At 51.9% G+C, this 18,424-nt stretch carries 16 protein-coding genes; 7 read left to right on the forward strand and 9 right to left on the reverse strand.

Annotated elements, in window-relative coordinates; all coding sequences use genetic code 11:
• Positions 1-46: 46 nt before the first annotated feature.
• The 7 genes from ABEW34_RS10165 to ABEW34_RS10195 form a co-directional block, all read right to left on the reverse strand.
• Positions 47-889 (reverse strand): YitT family protein, encoded by an 843-nt coding sequence (locus ABEW34_RS10165; protein ID WP_430157797.1) that lies wholly within the window; start codon positions 887-889, stop codon positions 47-49.
• Entirely contained in the window at positions 886-2,355 is a 1,470-nt protein-coding gene (locus tag ABEW34_RS10170; protein WP_430157800.1) for an NAD-dependent malic enzyme, read from the reverse strand. Before ABEW34_RS10170 ends, ABEW34_RS10165 begins: the two co-directional genes overlap by 4 nt.
• 75 nt (positions 2,356-2,430) lie before the next feature.
• Positions 2,431-3,834 carry an amino acid permease gene (locus tag ABEW34_RS10175; RefSeq protein WP_430157803.1) on the reverse strand — a complete coding sequence of 468 codons (1,404 nt, stop codon included), beginning with the start codon at positions 3,832-3,834 and terminating at the stop codon, positions 2,431-2,433.
• Between the two features lies 1 nt (position 3,835).
• Complete coding sequence (locus ABEW34_RS10180; protein WP_430157805.1) at positions 3,836-5,266, reverse strand: aspartate ammonia-lyase; 1,431 nt, start codon at positions 5,264-5,266, stop codon at positions 3,836-3,838.
• A gap of 48 nt (positions 5,267-5,314) precedes the next feature.
• Positions 5,315-6,760 carry an aldehyde dehydrogenase family protein gene (locus tag ABEW34_RS10185; RefSeq protein WP_430157808.1) on the reverse strand — a complete coding sequence of 482 codons (1,446 nt, stop codon included), beginning with the start codon at positions 6,758-6,760 and terminating at the stop codon, positions 5,315-5,317.
• Positions 6,761-6,805: 45 nt separating this feature from the next.
• Positions 6,806-7,846: a homoserine dehydrogenase gene (locus tag ABEW34_RS10190; protein ID WP_430157811.1), complete on the reverse strand. Its 1,041-nt coding sequence runs from the start codon at positions 7,844-7,846 to the stop codon at positions 6,806-6,808.
• A 12-nt stretch (positions 7,847-7,858) separates the two neighbouring features.
• Positions 7,859-9,082: a cystathionine gamma-synthase family protein gene (locus ABEW34_RS10195; RefSeq protein WP_430157814.1), complete on the reverse strand. Its 1,224-nt coding sequence runs from the start codon at positions 9,080-9,082 to the stop codon at positions 7,859-7,861.
• A 336-nt stretch (positions 9,083-9,418) separates the two neighbouring features.
• On the opposite strand from ABEW34_RS10195, the gene ABEW34_RS10200 reads away from it, so the two are divergent.
• The 3 genes from ABEW34_RS10200 to ABEW34_RS10210 all read left to right on the forward strand — a co-directional run bounded on the left by ABEW34_RS10200 (position 9,419) and on the right by ABEW34_RS10210 (position 11,670).
• The gene (locus ABEW34_RS10200; RefSeq protein ID WP_430157817.1) at positions 9,419-10,066 is read left to right on the forward strand and encodes a GntR family transcriptional regulator; all 648 of its coding nucleotides are present in this window, start codon (positions 9,419-9,421) and stop codon (positions 10,064-10,066) included.
• Positions 10,067-10,201: 135 nt separating this feature from the next.
• The gene (locus ABEW34_RS10205; RefSeq protein ID WP_430157819.1) at positions 10,202-11,077 is read left to right on the forward strand and encodes a LysR family transcriptional regulator; all 876 of its coding nucleotides are present in this window, start codon (positions 10,202-10,204) and stop codon (positions 11,075-11,077) included.
• A gap of 131 nt (positions 11,078-11,208) precedes the next feature.
• Positions 11,209-11,670, forward strand: coding sequence for an Lrp/AsnC family transcriptional regulator (locus ABEW34_RS10210; protein ID WP_430157821.1), 462 nt, complete (start codon positions 11,209-11,211; stop codon positions 11,668-11,670).
• Between the two features lie 12 nt (positions 11,671-11,682).
• Here the strand turns inward: ABEW34_RS10210 and ABEW34_RS10215 are convergent, their stop codons facing one another.
• Positions 11,683-12,894 (reverse strand): MFS transporter, encoded by a 1,212-nt coding sequence (locus ABEW34_RS10215; RefSeq protein WP_430157823.1) that lies wholly within the window; start codon positions 12,892-12,894, stop codon positions 11,683-11,685.
• A gap of 192 nt (positions 12,895-13,086) precedes the next feature.
• Entirely contained in the window at positions 13,087-13,983 is an 897-nt protein-coding gene (locus ABEW34_RS10220) for a LysR family transcriptional regulator (protein WP_430157826.1), read from the reverse strand.
• Positions 13,984-14,109: 126 nt separating this feature from the next.
• Here ABEW34_RS10220 and ABEW34_RS10225 point away from each other — a divergent pair, with 126 nt between their 5' ends.
• From ABEW34_RS10225 to ABEW34_RS10240, 4 genes are read left to right on the forward strand one after another with little or no spacing between them, the layout of a single operon-like run.
• A complete protein-coding gene (locus ABEW34_RS10225) occupies positions 14,110-14,883 on the forward strand; it encodes an ABC transporter ATP-binding protein (RefSeq protein WP_430157829.1) in 774 nt (257 codons plus the stop codon).
• 35 nt (positions 14,884-14,918) lie between these two features.
• A complete protein-coding gene (locus ABEW34_RS10230) occupies positions 14,919-15,713 on the forward strand; it encodes an ABC transporter permease (protein WP_430157832.1) in 795 nt (264 codons plus the stop codon).
• A 44-nt stretch (positions 15,714-15,757) separates the two neighbouring features.
• Complete coding sequence (locus ABEW34_RS10235) at positions 15,758-16,978, forward strand: PLP-dependent aminotransferase family protein (RefSeq protein ID WP_430157835.1); 1,221 nt, start codon at positions 15,758-15,760, stop codon at positions 16,976-16,978.
• A 60-nt stretch (positions 16,979-17,038) separates the two neighbouring features.
• A complete protein-coding gene (locus tag ABEW34_RS10240; protein WP_430157838.1) occupies positions 17,039-18,385 on the forward strand; it encodes an LLM class flavin-dependent oxidoreductase in 1,347 nt (448 codons plus the stop codon).
• The last annotated feature ends 39 nt before the right edge of the window (positions 18,386-18,424 follow it).

The following is an 18,424-nucleotide window of genomic DNA, read 5'->3' on the forward strand; positions in this document are numbered from 1 at the left end:
CTGTTCAGCATCAATTTGAAGGAAATAAGGCCTAGGCCTATGGCGCTCACTCTTTTTCCCGCAGCGAGTTGAACCCCTCTCCGAACACTTCGACGACGTCGTGAACGGTAACAAAGGCGTAGCGGTCCGTATCGTGGACCAGCTTTTTGAGCCGGCCTACTTCGGAGCGGCTGACGACGCAGTAAATAATTTTTTTCTCGGCATCGCTGTAACCGCCTTTCCCGTGGAAAAACGTCGTGCCTCGCTCCATTTCCGTATGGATGCGGGCCGATATTTGATCGGCATGGCTCGTAATGATGATCGCCGCTTTGCCTCTACCCGAGCCTTCCATGACGTAGTCAAGCACCCGCGAGCCCACGAAAACGGCCACAATCGTATACATTGCCCGTTCCCGATCCAAATAAATAAGCGACAGCACAATGGTGGCGCAATCGAACATAAAAACGCTTCTTCCGACAGGCCATCCCCAATATTTTTTGAGCACCTGCGCTAAAATGTCCGTTCCGCCGCTTGTCCCGCCATACCGGAAAACAAGGCCCAAACCGACACCGACCGTCACGCCGGCATACAAGGAAGCCAGCAGCAGATCGCTCATAACAAAATGAATGTCCCGAAAGACGTATACAAAAAACGAGAACATCAACGTTGCAAAAACGGTATAAGCCAAAGAACGCCCTCCGAGCGCCTTCCAGCCAACAAAAAAAAGCGGGAGGTTAAGCAAAAAATTGGTTACTCCTGCATCCCAGCCAAACATATATTTCAGCAATAAGCTGGCTCCGGTAATACCACCCTCGGCCAGCCCGTTAGCTGCATTGAAATAGTTGATGCCAAAGCCCATAATCGCCGAGCCGACGAGGATGGCGGCACCGTTTTTCAAATGCTCGTTCATGCAAATTCTTCCTGGAGCCGCGCTTCGGCCGCCTCGTTCGTGGTCTCTTGGCTAAGGCTGCGGCGCGCTACGCCCGACTGGTAGGCTGCGGCAATGACGGCTTCCCGCACTTTTTCCACAACGTGTTGATTAAATACGCTTGGAATAATGTAGGACTCGTTCAGTTCCTCCTCCGTAACGACGGAAGCGATCGCGCTTGCCGCGGCCAGCTTCATCTCCTCCGTAATTCGCGAGGCACGGCAGTCGAGGACGCCGCGGAACAAGCCGGGGAAACAAAGCACGTTGTTGATCTGATTCGGGTAATCCGACCTTCCGGTCGCCATCACGCGGACGTACGGCTCTGCTTCTTCCGGCGGAATTTCCGGCGTCGGATTCGCCATGGCGAAAACGATCGGATCGCCAGCCATATTTTGTACATCGTCCACACTGAGCACCTTCGGCCCGGACAGTCCGATGAATATATCGGCGCCGCGGATCACCTCGCTCAAAGCGCCGCTTAGGCCCTCGGGATTCGTATGCTCGGAAAACCATTGCCATGCAGGATTGTCATAGGTTTGCCCCCGCACGATAGCGCCTTGCCGATCGACGCCGATAAGGTTCGTCACCCCGGCGGCCAGCAGCATCTTGGTGCAGGCGATGCCCGCCGCTCCGATACCGCATACGACTACCTTGCAGCGGCCGAGCTCTTTTTTCACCACTTTGACGGCGTTCAGCAATCCTGCTAGCAGGACGACCGCCGTCCCATGCTGGTCATCATGGAAAACGGGGATATCCAGTTCCTCGATCAACCGGTTCTCGATTTCAAAACAGCGCGGCGACGAAATATCCTCCAGATTGATGCCGCCGAACGTCGGCGCGAGCGCTTTAACAATTTGAATAATTTCTTCGGTGCTCTGCGTATTCAGGCAAATAGGAAACGCATCTACACCGGCCAATTGCTTAAACAGCATCGCTTTGCCTTCCATAACCGGCATCGCCGCCTCCGGTCCGATATTGCCGAGTCCGAGCACCGCAGAGCCGTCGGAAACGACTGCAACCGTGTTACGCTTGATCGTCAGCGAATGCGCTTTTCTCGGGTCCTCGTGGATCGCCATGCAGACTCGCGCTACGCCCGGCGTATAAACGCGCGACAAATCCTCGCGGTTTTTGATCGGCATTTTCGGCACCATTTCGATTTTCCCGCCGAGATGGATCAGAAAGGTTTGGTCGGAAACATGCAATACTTTGATGCCTGCCAATTTTTTGACAGCGCTTACAATAGAGTCGGAATGCTTATGATCGCTCACATGAACCGTAATATCCCGAATCGTCGTCGCTTTGCCGGATTTCGCGACATCGATCGCGATAACATCCCCGCCGGCATCGCCGATCGCTGTCGCGATCTGCCCGAACGTCACCACATCCTGGCTGATTTCCAGCCTAATAATAATACTTGTGCCTCCACTTACACTAGCCTTTACCGTCATTCACGATCACTCCCAGTCCACAAATTGCCGCTGCTGGAATCGTCCATTCCTACCGATCCCAAAGAGCTGCTCCATTTATTGCGCAGGCGGCGTCGCCGCTGATTTTTTGTTTTTCAAATAATAAATAAGGTAACACATGACGACGAAAGGAACTCCGCAATACAAAGCGATGCGCTGAGCAGGATCGAAATACAATCCTATGCAGGACGTCAGACAGAGCAGAAACGCCGCAATGGGCACATAAGGGTACAGCGGAGTCCGGTATTTCAAATCCTGGAGCTTGCCGCCCTGCTTGAGAAACTGTCTGCGGAACATAAATTGCGAAGCGACGATGCCCATCCATACGGCTACGACGGCGAACCCGGAGATGGCGATCAGTACGACATAGACGGTATCAGGAGCAATCACGCTGGAGAGCAGGGACAGGCAGGAAACCATCATGCTGACGATCAGCGCATTCATCGGTACGCCATGCGATGTCACTTTGCCAAGCCACGGGCTGATCATTTTTTCCTGGGAAAGCGCCCAAAGCATCCTCGTCGAAGCATACAGTCCCGAATTGCCCACCGAAAGCAAAGCGGTCAAAATGACAAAGTTCATAATGTCGGCCGCATACGGAATGCCGATCTTGTCAAATACGAGAACGAATGGACTTTCGATAACTCCCGCTTCCTTCCATGGAATAAGCCCGGCCAGCACGATAATCGCACCGACGAAGAAGATCATCGTCCGCCAAACGACTGTACGGATGGAGCGCGGAATGCTGCGGTCTGGATCTTCCGTTTCCCCTGCGGTCACGCCGATCAGCTCGGTGCCGGAGAAAGCGAAATTGACGGATATCATGACGAATAATACCGGCAGGAAGCCGTTTGGAAACAGCCCGCCCTGATTGATCAGGTTAGAGAACATCGGAGCCGAGGCGCCGCCTTCCATCGGAATGAGCCCAAACATGGCCGCTCCGCCAAGCACAATGAAAAGGATAATAACAATGACCTTAAAGCCGGCAACCCAAAATTCGGATTCTGCAAAAAATTTCGCGGATAAAGCATTTAAAGCAAACAGTAAAACGGCGAATATCGCGCTCCAAATCCAAACCGAGATATTGGGGAACCAGCGCTGCATCAGCAGACCAGCCGCCGTAAACTCCGATCCGACCGTCACGACCCACGTCAGCCAATAAAGCCAGCCGATCGTAAAACCCGTAGCAGGCCCGATAAATTTGGTCGCATAAGCCGGGAATGAACCCGTAACCGGCATCGCTACGCTCAATTCGCCTAGGCAAAGCATCACTAAATACATAATCAGCGCTCCGACCAGGTAAGCGAGCACAGCCCCTCCCGGTCCGGCCAGGTTCAGCGTATAGCCTGTGCTTAGAAAAAGTCCTGTTCCGATGACACCGCCAAGTGAAATCATGAAAATATGCCGGCTTTTCATCGATCTTTTCAATGTGTGCTGCTCGTTCTCACCGATTCTGCTCATCCTATTTCGCTCCCTTGTCGAAGTTTTCGAGATACTCAAGGCCCGCAATTCCAGGGGTTGTCATTTCAAAGGGATTTAATATAACATCTAACTCTTCGGGGGTCAAAAGATTTCTTTCCAGACATATTTCCTTGATCGTTTGTCCGGATTGGAGCGCTTCCTTTACTAGCCTGGCAGCGGTTTCATAACCGAGATGAGGATTCAGCGCCGTCATGACGCCGAAGCTTCGTTCCACGTGCAATCTGCAGGTTTCCTCATTCGCCTGAATGCCTTCCACGGCCTCGCGCAGGAAAACGTTGAGCCCGTTGCGCAAGATGAGTAAGGATTGGAGCAAATTATGGGCCAAGACCGGCCCCATCACATTCAGCTCAAACTGGCCCGCTTCTGCGGCCAAGCAAATCGTATGATCGTTGCCGATCACCTGAAAGGCGATCTGGTTGACCATTTCCGCCATGACCGGATTAACCTTGCCCGGCATAATCGACGATCCGGGCTGCTTGGGAGGGAATTGAATCTCGCCAAGCCCGGCACGAGGTCCCGAAGCCATAAGCCTGAGGTCATTGCAAATTTTAGACAGATTTACCGCCATAATTTTAAGCGCCGCAGAGAGCGCCGTAAAGGCGTCCGTATTTTGAGTAGCGTCCACCAAATCATCCGCCGCGGTTAAAGGAAGCCCTGTCTGCTGAATCAAATTCCGCACGGCCAGCTCGCTGTACCTCAGATTGGCGTTGAGCCCCGTACCGACGGCCGTCGCGCCCAGATTAACCGTCAGCAATCCGGCTGCCGCCGCGGTGATTCTTGCAAGATCCCTGCCGATTACGCGGGCATAGGCGCCGAACTCTTGTCCCAGCCGGATCGGAACCGCATCCTGCAAATGGGTGCGTCCCATTTTCAGAACATTGTCGAACTCCTCCGCTTTCCGCGCAAACCCCGCTTCGAGAGCAGCAACAGCGGCCAGCAGCGGTTCGGCGAGCCGGTAAGCGGCGATGCGGATCGCCGTCGGAACCGTATCGTTCGTCGATTGGGACATGTTGACGTGATTGTTTGGCGAGCAGTGGAAGTAATCGCCTTTCCGCTTGCCGAGCCGCTCCAGCGCCCGGTTGGCCAGCACTTCATTCATATTCATATTGATGGAAGTGCCAGCCCCGCCCTGGATGGCATCGACGATAAAATGCGCCGACAGCTTGCCCGCAGCCGCCTCCTCCGCAGCCTGCACAATCTCGAAACCGATCGTTTTCGGCAGCATGCCGGTTTCCATATTGGCCAAAGCCGAGGCCTTCTTGATCTCGGCCAAAGCCGTCATCAAATGCGGGCTGACCGGGGTTCCGGTCACCGGGAAATTTTCGGTGGCCCGCAGCGTCTGAATGCCGTAGTAGGCTTCGGCGGGCACCGCCTTTTCACCGAGAAAATCATGTTCGATACGCACTGACATGTGGATCTCTCCCCGAAGTCATCTTGGTGGAATACAAGTTCGTTTCATTTATTTCGACATCTGAAAGCAGACCACTTTCGGCTCGGTCATCTCGTGAAGCGCGAAGGCAACGCCCTCCCGGCCAAGTCCGGAGCCTTTAACGCCGCCGAAAGGCATGGCGTCAATGCGGTAATCGGAGCTGTCGTTGACCATCACGCCGCCAACGTCGAGCTTGTGAACGGCCGTAAAGGCATGCTCCAGATTTGCCGTGAAAATTCCTGCCTGCAGCCCGAAATCGACGCTGTTGGATTCGCGTATTGCCGTATCCAAATCAGGCACACTGAAAATCGTCACGACGGGACCGAACACTTCCTCTTTCACGACTTTGCACGTCTTCGGAACGTTCGCCATAACAGTCGGCTCCACGAATGCACCGCGGCGCTGGCCGCCGCACAGCAGTTCTCCGCCCTGCTCTACCGCTTCCTGAATCCAGCTCTCCACGCGCTTCGCTTCTCTTTCGTTGATCATCGGACCCATGTCCGTGTCCTCCTTTAGCTTGCTGCCCATGCGGTACAGCTTCGTTCTGGCGACGAATTGGGCGACAAAGGATGCGTATACCGCCTCCTGCACGTAAATGCGCTGCACGCCCAGGCAATTTTGGCCCGCCGCCCAGAATGCGCCGGATACGGTCGCTTCGACCGCATCGCTAATATTCGCGTCGTTCAATACGATAGCCGGGGAGTTGGAACCGAGCTCCATGCCCATTTTTTTCAGTCCGCCCTTTTGCATGATCGCTTTGCCTGTCGTCAGTCCCCCGGTAAACGAAATCATTCTCACATCGGGATGCGTTACCAAGGCATCGCCGATTTCGCTGGCATTGCCCGTTACGACCGATAAAATTTTGGCGGGCAGACCCGCCTGATCAAAAGCTTCCGCCAGCATCAGCGCGCTAAGCGGAGTTGCAGGCGCAGGCTTTACAATAATCGCGTTGCCTGCGGCGATTGCCGGGCCGACCTTGTGCGCAACCAGGTTGAGCGGATCGTTGAAGGGCGTAATCGCCCCGATGATGCCGATCGGAAAACGGTAGTAGTAGCCGAAACGTTTTTCACTGCCCGGCATTTGGTCGAACGCGATCGTCTCGCCATGGAGCCGTCTGGCCTCCTCCGCGCTGATGCGCAGCGTCTCCACGCATCTTCTGACTTCCTTCCGCGCTTCTTTGATCGTTTTGCTGCCTTCGCGGGCAATCGTCTCCGCGTAGTCTTCCTTATGCACGTCCACCCAGTCGGCTGCGCGGTTCAGAATGGCGATCCGCTCATGCGTCGGAAGCTCCGAGCTCAGCCGGAATCCTTCCTTCGCCTGCTCGATGGCAAACAGCATGTCCGCCGTCGAGGCAGCGGGCACGGTTGCGATCAGGCTATCGTCCTGCGGATCGCGGACTTCCATCAAGTTCTCGCGCAGCACCCATTGTCCGGCCAAATACATCTTGCTTTTCTTTACCATAGTTTCCATAGTCATTGTTTACACCTCATCCTGGTTGTTTAATTTCTATGATTGCAGAAGCTACAGTTGATTGCGGTGAATGTTGATCAGATCAATCAAAATCGAAAAGCCTGTTTCCTTGCGTCCGGCCCCGGCGCCCATCAGCGTGATCGGCCCGGCCAGATCGCAATCGTACGTAACGGCATTCAATGCACCGCCCACGCCCGCCAGCGGATCGCTGAGCGGAATCGCCTCCGGCCCTACCTTGGCGATGACCTCCTCGCCGTCGCGCCAGCAGCGTGCGATCAGCTTCCAGCGCTTGCCTTCCTGTTTGGCACGCTCCATATCTTCCCGGGTCAGCTTGCTAATCCCTTCGCAGGCAACGTCCTCCCTTTCCAGAGGCACATTCATCACGATATTGCTCAAAATCGTAATCTTGTACTGCGCGTCATAGCCTTCGACATCGCTGGTCGGGTCCGCTTCCGCATAGCCTAGTCCTTGCGCCTCGGCAAGCGCGTCCGCATAGCTCATGCCCTCTTCCATCCGGGTCAGCATATAATTGGTCGTCCCGTTCAAAATGCCCTTGATCTCGTTGATCCGATTGCCCGAAAGCGCGGTGATCGGCATGCGGAGCGCAGGCGTTCCGCTCATGACCGTGCCCTCGTACCCCCAGCGAACGCCGTTTATGCGAGCAAGCTCCGACAGCTCCTGATAAGCAAGCGCGACCGGGCCTTTATTGCTCATCACGACATTTTTCTTGCATTTGAATGCGGCGCGGCAGTGATCGATCGCCGGCTGGCCCGTCTTCACATCGGTAAAGGTCAGCTCTACAATCGTATCGGCATTCGTTTCCTGAATCGTTTTGAAGCTGTCCCAACCGCGGGTTAGCCCCGGCTCTTCAGGGTAAGCGTCGAGCCTGCCCGTTTCTTTTACAGCCCGCAGCGCTTCCACGATATTCAAGCCGTCCGGATGATACAAAGAGCCTTTCATCATGTCCGAGATCGCGACAATTTTCGCCTGAAACCCGGTATCGCTGTGCAATGCCTTGCTTTTCTCTTCCAATATTTCCGCCAATCCCTGACCTACGACGCCAAAGCCAAGCAGTGCAATTTTGAGTTCCATATCGATCTCTCCTTATAGGTTATAGATGCTTAAAGGCATCTGCGATTCTACATAGGCTAGCGCCTGCGACAAGTCGGCGATCAAATCCTCCGTATCCTCGATGCCGACAGAGATGCGCAGCAGGCCTTCGGAAATGCCCAGCGCCCGGCGCTCTTCCAGCGTGCATTCGACATGGCTGGTCGTTCTCGCCGGTCCGTAAATCGTTTCGACGGCGCCAAGGTTGCCTGCCCGGTTCGCATACTGGAGCCGCGGCAGCAGCAGCTTGATCGTTTCCATTTCCCCTTTGAGCACAACGCTCAAAATGCCGCCAAAGCCGTTCATCTGCCTTTTTGCAATATCATGATGCGGATGTGTCTCCAGACCAGGATAGTTGACTGACTCGACAAGCGGATGCTTTTGCAAAAAGCGGGCGATTTCCATGGCGCTTTGCGCCTGTTGACGGACGCGGAGCTTAAGCGTTTTCATCCCCCGCAAAATCAGATAAGCCGCCCACGGATCGAGGTTCGCCCCGTGAATTTCCCGGTAGTGGTACACCTTCTCCATCAAAGCTGCGGACCCGCACACGACGCCTCCGAGCACATCGGCATGGCCGCTTAAAAATTTGGTCGCACTATGAATGACGAGATCGACGCCGAGCTTCAGCGGATTTTGATTGATTGGCGTTGCGAACGTATTATCGACCATCACCAGCGCGCCGACGGCTTTCGCCGCTTTGGCCAAACGTTCGATATCGGTAATTTTCAGCGTCGGATTCGTCGGCGACTCTAGGTAGAGCACGTTGCAGCCTTTAGCAATCTCGCGCTCGATCTCCTCATGATCACCGGTATTGCACAGCACCGTTTCTACATGAATTTGCGGCAAAAATTCCGTGAAAATTTTGTTCGTTCCGCCGTAGGTGTCCTTGACGGAGACGACGCGGTCGCCAGGCCGCAAAAACGTATAAAGCGCGCTGCTGATCGCCGCCATGCCGGATGAAAAAGCGATAACCTCCTCCGCCTCTTCCAGCAGCCGCACCTTTTCTTCCATCGCCCGGACGGTCGGGTTCGACATCCGATTGTAGGTATATCCCGGTTTGTTCCCCAGCGCCACTTCCTGCCATTCGTCAACGTCGCTATAGTCATAAGCTACGCTGAGCACGACGGGAACCTGAGTGGATCCGAATACTCGAAAATCCTTCTCCCCGCCCCAAACCGCTTTTGTGCCTATTCGCGCATTGTTATCGATGTGTTCACGCATTGCTTCCTCACCCTTTGCTTTTGTTCATAGATTCTAGGAAAACTTCGCTTGCACCATTATAAATTGTATATTGTATACAATTTATGGCGCGATTGCTCCTTTTGACAGCGGCATGAATGCCCCCTGATCAATTTTGTATTTTGTATACAATATACAATTTTCTTGTTTATGTTTTTGATCATATCATGCATTCTTTTGAAAATCAATAAAATTATAAAGCGCTTTCAAAATGGCTTCGCCGCTTGATCAAACCCTATGACAATGGTACTATGAATCGTAGATTTCCCTGCAGATACTGGAAGTCGCATTTTTTATTCGTCCTAAAGGAGCGCTACGATGACCATCAAAAAGTACCAGTCTTTAAAAGATCATGTGTACAATTATATAGCAGAAAAAATTCAAAACGGCTCTTTGCTGCCTAATCAGAAATTGAACGAAGCCTCCATTTGCCAAACGCTGGGGGTCAGCCGCACCCCTGTCCGGGAGGCTCTGATTCAGCTGGCCTCGGAAAATTTGCTGGAAAACTTGCCCCGCCGAGGCTTCATCGTCAAAGAGCTGGATACGAAAAAGAAGCTGGATGTTTTTCAGGTCGTCGGGGTGCTGGATTCGCTTGCCGCTACTTTATCCGTTTCACATTTAGACGAAGACGATATCGCGACGATGGAGCGGCTGGTTGAAAAAATCGACTTGGCGATCCAGCAGCAAAATTATACCGATTACCAGCATTACCAGAACGATTTCCATAATGTTTACTTGCTGAAATGCAACAACAGCACCTTAATTGAAATATTAAAATCGCTGCAAAACAGCTTTATCCGGCAAATTTACTTAAGCGAGGACAAGCAGCGGCTGTTTTCGGTATTGTCGCAAATGAATGAGGAGCATAAGCAGATTATTCAGCTTTTCAAAGAAAGAGATTCCGTAAAGCTGGACGAGTTTATTAAAACCGTGCATTGGAAAATTGATTACCTCGATATGATATAAACGGCAAAAACCAGTAGACGAGAGACTTGTCCGTGTACTGGTTTTTTTGTTTTCCTCCGGATAATTGAATAAAATCATAATCATATTCAATGTTATCAAATGAGATTATTAGCCATAAACAAGGAGCTGCTCAGCATGGATTTGAAGGAGCTAACGACGTTTCAAACGATTGTTCAAGAAGGCAACTTTTCCAAAGCCGCCCTCAAGCTGCATTATGCCCAGTCTACTGTCACGAATCAGGTGCAGCGGCTGGAGAAGGAGCTTGGCATTCAGCTGTTCAATCGGGGCTGGGATGCCGAGCTTACGGCCGCAGGGCAGCTGTTCGCCGCCGAGGTGGACAAGCTGATTGGACATTGGCATCATGTAGCGGAGCAGGCGAAGGCTTTGCAGCAAGAGGAGATTGGGACGGTCAGCATAGGAGCGTTAGAATCGCTTGCAAAGCAGGTACTGCCTGCTTCACTCCGGCGGTTCCAGGCGCTTAAACCCCGTGTTTCCTGCCATTTTGTTATAGGCAACACCGATACTTTGTCTCGCGCAGTGCTGCAAGGCAGACTCGACTTTGCCATTTGCGGGGAACCTGCTGATTCGGCTGCCTTTCGCTTTGAGCCCTTATTTGAAGAGAGAATCGCTTTTGTGGCAGCTAACGATCATCCGCTTGCGAGCAGGAAAGAAATAGATTTTGCCGAGCTGCTTGCTTATCCTCTCCTTATTGGAGGAGCTGCATGCCTGTATTATTTGCGATTATCCAAGCAGTTTTCACGCTATGACAATGCTCCCCTCCTGCATACGATCAGCCAAATTTCTGCTATTCCGGCATTTATCCAGCAGACAGCCGCTATAGGCGTTGTTCTTGCTTCGACACAGCTGGCGCCAAATCTTGTTGTCCTTGATGTACAGCTCAAGGATGCCTCCATTCCCATTGGCCTGCTGCAGCTGCGCAATGAGGCCTATGCGTCCACATCGAAGCATCAATTGATGCAGTTTATTAAAGAGGAGCTTTCACTTGCTTAAAGTAAGCTTATAGGTTTATGATAGTCGTATGAACGGCTTAATCACCTATAATTATTAAGAAAAAATTTATAATACTTATAAAGTATATGTATTTATATATTTAAACTTTAAATTTAAAGGAGGTATTTTTCATGGATCATGTGGACAAACAAATTTTATTTCATTTGCAAAATCAAGCGAGAATTTCCATGACGGAGCTTGGCAAAAGCGTGGGCCTGTCCCAACCCGCTGTAACGGAAAGAGTCAGACGGCTGGAGGAAAAAGGTACTATCGAGGAATATCGCACGATCATTTCTCCGGAAAAAATCGGCAAGCAATCCATCGCCTATATGCTGTTTCAGACGCGGGATTGCCATGCCTTTCTTGATTTTGTCCATTCCTCTTCCGATGTTATCGAGTGCCACCGCATCAGCGGCCAGCACAATTACTTATTGAAAGTGCTGACCGACTCCACCCGCTCCCTTGAAGAGTTCGGCAATCAATGTGATAAATATGGCACCTATACGATTTTGATTGTGATGTCATCACCCATTGACCATAGGCATCTTATTCCCGCTCTTGCGGGAGCACCTTACCTCACCGATTTAGGCTGATGCTCATACAGCTCAGTTTATGTTCGCACGAAAACCATGCTCCTTGGCAAGCCACGCGATGAGCAGAGCTGCGATAACCAACAGGAACAGTACCCATGGGAAGGAAATAACACCAAGCGTTTCAAGCAAAATCGCACCGATTAATCCGCCCCCGCCAATCGCCAAATTCCAGGCCGTCACCAGCATGGATTGCGCCACATCTGCATGATCGCCAGCGGCTTCGGCCACCGCTGTCTGCAGCAGCGTCGCCGCCCCGCCAAAGGTCAACCCCCACAAAGCAATGGCTGCATAGACGAGCATAGACTGGCTGCTGCCTATGCCCAGCAGGACGGATGCGACGGCAAAACCCGCGAGGCTTATAATGACCAAAGCCCGCTGCATGCGGTCAATTAACAGGCCAATGAATAGGATGCCCGCAACCGAAGTCACTCCAAAAACCAGCAAAACGACATCTACGCGTTCCACAAGCCCGATCATAGCCAAAAAAGGCGCTATATACGTATAAAGAATGTTGTGTGCAAGCACCCAGGCCAGGACAACGGCTAAGACAGGCCTTACTCCCGGGATAATAAATACGTTGTAGAGGGAGCGTCTCTTGGCTGAAGCTTGTCCTGCAAAGTCCGGCATCTTCCACATGATCCACAAGATGAGCAGCACGGCAAGCAGCGACATCATTCCAAAAACAAACCGCCAGCCCGCAAATACACCAAGGAAAGTACCCGCAGGAACACCAAGTGCAAGCGCGATCGGTGCCCCAAGCATCGCTATAGCCATTGCGCGGCCCTTCAGTGCATCAGGCACCATGCGGCGAGCATAGCCAGCTGACATGCCCCATAATATGCCGGAGCTTACTCCCGCCATAAAACGGGCAATTATCGTCAGCCCATAACTGGAGGAAAACGCCGTTACGCTGTTGAACAGCAGAAAGCCGACCATACATAGCAGCAGCAGAGGACGCCTGCGCCAGCCGCTTGTAGCCGCAGTCAAAGGAATGGCTGTCAATAAGGTGCCCAGCGCGTACGCAGTGACCAGTTGACCCGCTAGCGCCTCTGAAATGTGCAGCCCCTCCCCGATTTGCGGCAGCAGGCCCGCGGGAATCGTCTCCGTCAAAATACATATAAACCCTGCCATAGCGAGCGCTAATAATGCGGCCCAAGGCAGACGATCAGTAGCTGGGGAACTGGCTGCCGCTCGGCGGGCAGAAGTAAGTTGATGCTTGTTCAATGTAAAAACACTCCCTTAATAATAGGTTCACTCTTCAGCAAAGCCATCCATCGTTTTGCTGATTTAAGTTTACATAATCAAGAGCTTGATTTACATGCAATGAACAAGGCATACTTGTTATTTTTCAATGGAATTGCATTTATATGCCCTTCTCTGCCGTTAATTTAAAGGCCTATCATCTTTAAACCGTTCTTAATAAAATCGCTGCATGCGATTAAATTGGTCAAGCTGCAAAAACAGCTCCTTCATAAAGGCCTCGCTTGCTGCGGTCAGCTTTTTTTTCTGATGCACCCAATATAAATGCACGACAGGCTTTTCTTTAATAGGGATCGGAATGATTTGTCCTGTGGCCACATAAGGGTCCATTTTCAAGGACATATCCATATAAAAGCAAATTGCCATCCCTTCCGCCGCTACACATTTCGCCGCTTCTGTGCCTTTCGAATGAAACAATTGCCGAGGTGTGCCGTGCGGCTTCAGCAGCTCCTGCATATGGCCCGAGGCGCCCAAAATCGGATATTCCAAAATCTCCTTCAAGGAAAGGCTTTTTCGCGTAGCAAGCGGCGACTTGGCACCTACACAGGCCATAATTTCACAGGACAGAAAACGCTCGGCCGTCAGCTGCTTATGGGAATATTCGCCCGTAATGCCCATCAAGCCAAGATCGAGTTTTCCCTCCAGCAGCCGCTCCTCAATTCCCCCGGAATGATCCTCTACGACTTCCATTTCCACATAAGGATATTTACTGGCATAGCTGGATAAAGTACGAGGAAGAACGCTTGTGCAAATGCCGGAAATGGCGCCAATAGACAACTGCTCGTCAAGCAGCGTCGAGTGGACCTTCGCAGTTTCCTTTAAATCATCGAGCTGCAGCAAAATGCTCTGCGCTTTGGCAATAATCGATTTGCCAGCCTCCGTCGGCGTCGTTCCTGCACGTGTGCGATGAAATAAAGTAATGCCGACCTCCTTTTCCAAGGTGGAAATCGCATGGCTTATATTCGGCTGTGATACGTGCATCCGCTCTGCGGCAATGGATATGGATCCGGTTAATGCTACTTCCACAACGTATTGCAACTGCTCAATTCGCATATTGGCCCCCATTACATAAATGAAATTTATGATAAGATAAAAAATTCATATTTTACATCAGAAGTATTTATATGAGTTAATAATAGCAGTTAATAACCCACTAATTCAATAAGGTTAGGTGATATTTTGACGCAAAAAGGTGAATTGACGATACGTTCCTTGCATAAATCATTCAACCGCGGAGCCGAAACGCTGAACGTCTTATCGGAAATTGATTTTAGCGTCAAGCCTGGACAGTTTGTGAGCTTTATCGGCCCAAGCGGCTGCGGCAAAAGCACGCTTCTCAAAATCGTCGCCGGACTCGATGCGGAATATGAAGGAAACGTCATGCTGAGCGGGAAAGAGGTCACTCGGCCCGGCAAGGAAAAAGGCGTTATTTTTCAAGAGCATCGCTTGTTTCCTTGGCTTACGGTCGAGCAAAATATTGCGGCTGATCTGTCGCTGCGCACTCCTGAAGTTAGAAAACAGGTCGATGACATCATCGCCTTGGTAAAGCTGCAAGGCTTCGAAAAGTCATACCCGCGCGAGTTGTCAGGGGGCATGTCACAGCGGGTTGCCATTGCTAGAGCTTTGCTGCGTAATCCTGAGGTACTGCTGCTCGACGAGCCATTCGGTGCGCTGGATGCTTTCACGAAAACACATATGCAGGAAGCCTTGCTCGATATTTGGGAGAAAAATGGCACAACGATGCTGCTCGTCACCCATGATATCGACGAAGCTGTATTCCTGTCGAACCGCATCTATGTAATGGGCGCTCGGCCCGGAACGATCAAAAGCACAATTACAATCGATCTTCCGTATCCGAGGGACCGGACAGGAATAAGCTTTCAACAATTCCGCACCAAGGTGCTGTCTGCGCTCAATGATACGTCCCCTGTGCTGACAGGCTGGGAAATTTAAAGCAAATGGACAAGCTCAGGAAGGATTGAAATGCGATGACCAAGCTAACGAAAAAAAGTCACAAAAGAAGCGCAGCGAGCCGCTTCCTTATAGGAGCTGTCCTGCCGCTGCTCGTACTCATAATCTGGCAGTATTTATCCTACGCCGAGCTGATTTCTGCTCAATTATTCCCATCGCCGCTCTCTATTATGAAAGACTTCTACGAGCTGCTGATTTCGGGGGAATTTATCAAGCATTTGCGAATCAGCATCTACCGAGCTGCGATGGGCTTTCTAATTGGAGGTACGCTCGGCCTGTTAATCGGGCTATTGGTTGGCCTGTCCAAACGCACCGAGGATGTGCTTGATCCTTCGATTCAAATGCTGCGAACGGTTCCGCTGCTGGCGATTACGCCGCTGTTTATTTTATGGTTCGGCTTTGGCGAGCTTTCCAAAATACTGCTGATCGCCGTGGGCGCTTTCTTCCCGTTGTACGTCAATACGTTTCTCGGAGTTCGCAACGTCGATTCGAAGCTGTTCGATGTAGCGCGGGCACTTGAATTCACAAGAGCCAAGCAAATCACCAAGCTGGTGCTTCCAGCCGCTTTGCCTAATGTGCTGCTCGGTCTCCGGCTTTCGCTCAGCATGGCTTGGCTGTGCCTCGTCGTTGCCGAGCTGATGGGCGCGGATCGCGGCATCGGTTATTTGATCCAGGATGCCCGCTCTTTCATGCGCACCGGCGTCGTCTTCGTTGGCATCTTCACCTTCGCTACGGTCGGCAAGCTGACCGATTCATTCGTACGCCTGCTTGAGAAGCGCCTGCTGAAATGGCAGGACAGCTATAAAGGTTAAATTTTCTGCACTCATTCTACTCCTAAAATAAGAGGTGACCTGCCATGACAGCTATTATTCCACAAGACTTTTCATTCGCACAGCGACTCCCTGCTCTGCCGCCGCTTGGAGCTGCGCAAGCAGCAAGCCAGGCAAACAGCATTCCGCTCTCTTTCGGAGCACCGCATTCCGATACTTTCCCTTATGAAGCATTGAAGGAAGCGGCGGCTCAGGCTATTATTTCACAAGGCCGAAATGCCCTCCAATATGCTGGAGCTGGCGGGCCATCCGCGCTGCTTCAATGGGTGGCGAACCGTTCAGCCCGCCGCTCGATTGATGTTGATGCCTCTCATGTGCTGTTAACGTATGGCTCGCAGCAAGCGATTGACTATGTTGCCCGTGCTTTGCTAAACCCCGGCGACCATGTGTGGCTGGAGGCCCCGACTTATTTTGGAGCTGTCAGCACATTCCGTACAGCTGAAGCCGTTCTAACCTCCTTCCCCATTGATGCAGATGGCCTGCTCGTCGATGAAGTCGAACAGGCACTGGAGCAAGCAGCCAAGAATGGCAGCCCGATTCCAAAATTTATTTATGTCATGCCGAACTTCCATAATCCAGGCGGCGTCACGCTTTCGCTGGAACGGCGCAAGCAGCTTGCTGCGCTTGCTTATCAATATAACTTTTTCATCTTGGAGGATGACGCTTATACCGAGCTTTCCTTCGAAGGCGACCCGCTTCCATCGCTCTATTCGTTCGCTCCGCTGCGGGTCATCCACCTGAGCACCTTCTCCAAAATTGTCGCGCCAGGCATTCGGCTAGGCTGGGCGATTGCTGCGCCGGATGTTATTGCCCGCATCAACGTCTTCTTTCAAGGCAGCAAGGCGAGCGTCTTTTCGCAGGAAATTGTCGCTCAGCTGCTGCAAAGCTTTCCTTTCGAAGAGCATTTGGAGCGGAGCATAAGCCTGTATCGCAACAATCGGGATGCTATGGTCGCAGCGCTGGCGCATTATTTGGGCAATGACGTCAGCTACCACGTGCCGAAGGGCGGCTTCTTTATTTGGCTCACCTTCCCGCCACATATCGATACGAGCAAATTCGTAGCGGATGCGAATGCCAGTGGTGTGAGCTTCATCGACGGCAAGCAATTTTTCGTCAAGCCTGAAGGCCATAGACATGCCCGGCTTTCCTTCAGCTATTGCAATGAAGAGGATATTGTACGGGGTGTGGAGTTGTTTGCCAAAGCCTATTACGATTACATCAAAAACAGCAAAAATGGCTCAGTATAGCCTGACCCAGCATCCCCCTTGCTTGGATAAACTCAGCCTTACATGAAGGAAGTGAACGCTTTGAAGCGCAGCGATAAAACTAACCAAAAGCAAATGAGCTTGGGCGCCTTTTTATTCAGCTTCGGTCATCATTTTGCCGCTTGGCGCCATCACGATACAGGAGCCAACTCCCCCATTGAAATGAACTTTTATAAAGAAGCTGCCCAAATGGCGGAACGTGGAAAAATGGATATGCTGTTTTTCGCCGACGCGCTGTCTTTACCGGATAAAGCCGATGTGCAGCATGATGTCAGCGCTGTTTATCCCGATGCGATGATTGTGCTTGCGGCATTAACTGCTGTTACGGAGCGAATTGGCCTTGCCGCTACCGTATCGACCACTTTTAATGAGCCTTATAACTTGGCCCGCCGATTTGCAACGCTCGATCATTTGTCAGGTGGCCGAACAGCTTGGAATGTCGTCACTTCAACCAAAAATACAGAAGCGCATAATTTCCAAGGCGAGGATCTGCCTGAGCATGGCAACCGTTATGATCGGGCGCATGAATTTATCGATGTCGTCCATGCTTTATGGGACAGCTGGGAAGAAGAAGCGCTGCTTCTGAATAAAAAAAGCGGCATTTTTGCAGATCCATCGCGCATTCATTCTATTAATCACAGCGGCGCTGCGTTTCAAGTGAAAGGCCCGCTTAACATTCCGCGAACGCCGCAAGGACGCCCCGTCATCGTTGAAGCTGGCACGTCGAAGGCCGGTCAACGGCTTGCAGCTCAAACCGCTGATGTCGTATTTACTGCCTGCTCGGACAAGGAAGAAGCGATTCTTTTTTATGATGCTTTAAAAGAACAGCTCGCCGAGTTTGGCCGAACAGCGGAGGACTTGAAGGTTATGCCGGGCGTCATGTTCTTCATTGGAGATACGGAGGAAGAAGCGAAGGCGCAGGAAGCTGCTTTTAACGAGCTGATCGTGCCAGAAGCGAGCACCCGCTACTTATCTCGGCTGCTAAATGTTGATTTGAGCAGCTATCCGGTTGACGGTCCGCTGCCGCAGATCGCCCTTGAGAACAATTCAAGCCGGGCACGCATGGTCGTGGAAATGTCGCAAAAGGAACAGCTTTCGATCCGCGAGCTTGGGCTGCATTTTTCCGTAGCCCGTGGACATTTGACCGTATGCGGCACAGCTGGACAAATCGCCGATCAACTGGAGGATTGGTTTCTAAGCGGCGCTTGTGATGGCTTTAATGTCATGCCGCCGCATTTGCCGGGCGGACTTGAACCGTTCGTAGAGCAGGTTATTCCGCTGCTGCAGGAACGGGGACTTTTCCGCCAAGATTACGACGGTTATACGCTGCGCGGCCATCTTGGCCTACAGCAGCCGGGCAACCAATTCCGCGAGCCCTCTTATTTTTGACTGGACAGCCAGAACATCATAGATGCTTTTCACCATTCG

Source organism: Paenibacillus algorifonticola, assembly GCF_050481745.1.
In the GTDB taxonomy this organism is placed as follows: Bacteria; Bacillota; Bacilli; order Paenibacillales; family Paenibacillaceae; genus Pristimantibacillus; species Pristimantibacillus algorifonticola_A.

Bases quoted from the DNA above. Each gene is read 5' to 3' on its own strand.
- ABEW34_RS10230 (WP_430157832.1), top strand. From the start codon at position 14,919: ATGACCAAGCTAACGAAAAAAAGTCACAAAAGAAGCGCAGCGAGCCGC.
- ABEW34_RS10180 (WP_430157805.1), bottom strand. From the start codon at position 5,266: ATGTCAGTGCGTATCGAACATGATTTTCTCGGTGAAAAGGCGGTGCCC.
- ABEW34_RS10185 (WP_430157808.1), bottom strand. From the start codon at position 6,760: ATGACTATGGAAACTATGGTAAAGAAAAGCAAGATGTATTTGGCCGGA.
- ABEW34_RS10175 (WP_430157803.1), bottom strand. From the start codon at position 3,834: ATGAGCAGAATCGGTGAGAACGAGCAGCACACATTGAAAAGATCGATG.
- ABEW34_RS10195 (WP_430157814.1), bottom strand. From the start codon at position 9,082: ATGCGTGAACACATCGATAACAATGCGCGAATAGGCACAAAAGCGGTT.
- ABEW34_RS10210 (WP_430157821.1), top strand. From the start codon at position 11,209: ATGGATCATGTGGACAAACAAATTTTATTTCATTTGCAAAATCAAGCG.
- ABEW34_RS10190 (WP_430157811.1), bottom strand. From the start codon at position 7,846: ATGGAACTCAAAATTGCACTGCTTGGCTTTGGCGTCGTAGGTCAGGGA.
- ABEW34_RS10200 (WP_430157817.1), top strand. From the start codon at position 9,419: ATGACCATCAAAAAGTACCAGTCTTTAAAAGATCATGTGTACAATTAT.
- ABEW34_RS10220 (WP_430157826.1), bottom strand. From the start codon at position 13,983: ATGCGAATTGAGCAGTTGCAATACGTTGTGGAAGTAGCATTAACCGGA.
- ABEW34_RS10170 (WP_430157800.1), bottom strand. From the start codon at position 2,355: ATGACGGTAAAGGCTAGTGTAAGTGGAGGCACAAGTATTATTATTAGG.
- ABEW34_RS10165 (WP_430157797.1), bottom strand. From the start codon at position 889: ATGAACGAGCATTTGAAAAACGGTGCCGCCATCCTCGTCGGCTCGGCG.
- ABEW34_RS10235 (WP_430157835.1), top strand. From the start codon at position 15,758: ATGACAGCTATTATTCCACAAGACTTTTCATTCGCACAGCGACTCCCT.
- ABEW34_RS10205 (WP_430157819.1), top strand. From the start codon at position 10,202: ATGGATTTGAAGGAGCTAACGACGTTTCAAACGATTGTTCAAGAAGGC.